We start from the raw sequence: 2,618 nt of genomic DNA, 5'->3' as shown, positions 1-2,618 counted from the left end.
AGCCGCCTGGCGAAGGAGGTGAGCGGCATACGGGAGCTTGATGCCCGCGTGAGCGTGTGCCGCGCGTGCCCGCGACTCGTGACGTGGCGCGAATCCGTTGCGACACAAGGGCGCCGGGCCGCCTTCGCCGACCAGCCGTACTGGGGAAGGCCGGGCCCCTCGTTCGGTGACCCCCGCGCGTCGGTCCTCATCGTCGGGCTCGCGCCCGCCGCCAACGGCACCAACCGGACAGGTCGGATGTTCACCGGCGACCGCTCGGGGGACTGGCTGTATGCCGCTCTCTTCCGCGCCGGGTACGCCTCGCAACCGCTGTCGTGGGCCTCCGGGGACGGGCTCGAGCTGCGTGACGCGCGGATCGTCGCAGCCGTCCGGTGCGCCCCGCCGGCGAACAAGCCGACGACCGACGAGAAGCGCACGTGCGGGCACTGGCTCGACCGGGACCTCGAGCTCGCGGCGCCGACGCTCCGCTCGATGCTGGCGCTCGGCTCGATCGGCTGGGACGCAGCACTCGGTGCGGCGCGGCGGCTCGGCTGGGAGGTGCCACGGCCGAAGCCACGGTTCGGGCACGGGGCCGAGACGCTGCTGCGGACGCCCGAGGGGCGAGAGATCCGGCTCGTCGGCAGCTACCACGTCAGCCAGCAGAACACCTTCACCGGCAAGCTCACCGAGGCGATGCTCGACGAGGTCATCGCCCGGCTCTGAGCTACGTCGCCCGTCTCGGCGCTTGCGCTGTGCCCGCGCTGTGCCCGAGCAGTGCCCACGCTGTGCCCGGCTGGACGAGCGCTGGGAGCAGCCTGAGTCTTCCCTTTCTGCCGCAGGCGCAATACCGTCGATCGGTCGCCAACCAACCAACCACGCACGAGGGGGCACCATGTCGCATTCTCCAGCCCGATCGGTGCTCGTCGCGGTGGGGGCCGCGACTGCACTCGCCCTCGGCGCCGGCGCGCCTGCTCTGGCCCACGGAAACTCCGACGGCCGCCATGACCAGACGCTCGCGCCGCGGACCCACTTCACGATGCAGCCCGACGGGTCGAGCGGGGCGACCCAGGGCGGCGAGGGCATCCCGAACATCGACTCGGTGAAGAAGACGATCGCCACGTACTACGGCGACCCGGGCACGGGCCTGGCGAACCGCACGTCGTCTCCGTACATCAAGGAGATGGCCGCGATCACCGGGGCGCTGTCCACGGACCTGAAGAAGAAGTACAACCAGGCGGTCAAGAAGGGCAAGAAGCCCGCGATCGTCCTCGACGCCGACGACACCACGTTGTGGACCTACGACATGGAAGTCGCGGACATGCACTTCAGCTTCGACCCCGTCGAGCAGAACGTCTGGGTCCAGGAGCGACGCTTCCCGGCGACGCCGACCATGGTGAAGTTCGTCAACGAGGCCAACAAGCTCGGCTACGCGATCATCGGGCTGACCGGCCGCGGCGCGGACCAGAAGGCGGCGACGGTCCTCAACCTCAAGGACGTCGGCTACGAGGGCTTCACCGACGACCTCTACTTCACCAAGTGGGCGGCCGGCGACCAGCCCGACTACATCACCTGCGCGACCGCGAAGTGCACGACCGTCGAGTACAAGGCGGGCACGCGGCGCCACCTCGTCACGGACCTCGGCTACGACATCGTCCTCAACATCGGCGACCAGTGGTCCGACCTGATGGGCGGCTACGCCGACCGGGCCGTCAAGCTGCCGAACCCGACGTACTACCTGCCATCGCCGAACCTGCCGGGCCACAAGGACCCGACCATGCACCCGCGGACCCGGTTCGTCATGCAGCCGGACGGCTCGAGCGGCCGGACCGTCGGCGGCGAGGGCATCCCCAACATCGACAGCGTCAAGAAGACGATCGCGACCTACTACGGCGACACCGGCGACGGCTTCTCCAACAAGACCTCCTCGCCCTACATCTCCGAGCTGGCCGGCCTCGAGCAGCGGGTGATCCGGCCGCTCCTCAACGAGTGCCGCCAGGGCTCCCGGCGTGGGACGAACCCGGCCGTCGTCTTCGACGCCGACGACACGACGCTGTGGACCTACGACATGGAGGTGAACGACATGCACTTCACCTTCGACCCGACGCGGCAGGACGTCTGGGTGCAGGCGCAGGCCTTCCCGGCGACCCCGGGGATGGTCAGCGTGGTCAACCGGCTCGACGACGCCGGCTGCACGGTCATCGGTCTGACGGGCCGCAACTCGCTGCAGAAGAACGCGACCCTCGGCAACCTCGAGAAGGTCGGCTACGAGGGCTTCACGTCGGACCTCTACTTCACGAAGTGGCTCTCGAACGAGCCGCAGCCGCCCTACGTCAGCTGCGCGACCGAGAAGTGCACGACCATCGAGTACAAGTCGCAGACCCGCGCCCACATCGAGCGCGACCTCGGCTATGACATCATCGCCAACTTCGGCGACCAGTACAGCGACCACCTCGGCGGTCACACGGGTCGGGTCGTCAAGCTGCCCAACCCGACCTACTACCTGCCGTGACGGCTTCGGTGGGGCGCCCGCTTCCCTACGGGGTGGGCGCCTCGTCCGTATGCCGCTGAGCCGCCTTCGGAGCGGAGCGCTGAGTGAGGTGGTGGGCGCAGTTTGCGCTCACTCGACGGGTGGGAACCGG

General features: G+C 69.1%; 2 protein-coding genes. Both read left to right on the top strand.

The window, feature by feature from the left end; genetic code table 11:
• Nucleotides 1–702: uracil-DNA glycosylase (locus N864_RS21300; protein ID WP_034722158.1), on the top strand; the 702-nt coding region annotated here is incomplete at its 5' end.
• A gap of 169 nt (nt 703–871) precedes the next feature.
• Nucleotides 872–2,488: an HAD family acid phosphatase gene (locus N864_RS21295; protein ID WP_034722155.1), complete on the top strand. Its 1,617-nt coding sequence runs from the start codon at nt 872–874 to the stop codon at nt 2,486–2,488.
• The last annotated feature ends 130 nt before the right edge of the window (nt 2,489–2,618 follow it).

Origin of the sequence: Intrasporangium chromatireducens Q5-1, assembly GCF_000576575.1 — a bacterium.
Classification (GTDB): Bacteria; Actinomycetota; Actinomycetes; order Actinomycetales; family Dermatophilaceae; genus Intrasporangium_A; species Intrasporangium_A chromatireducens.
The sequence above is the reverse complement of the archived record's forward strand: the minus strand, read 5'-3'. Positions and strand labels throughout refer to the sequence as shown.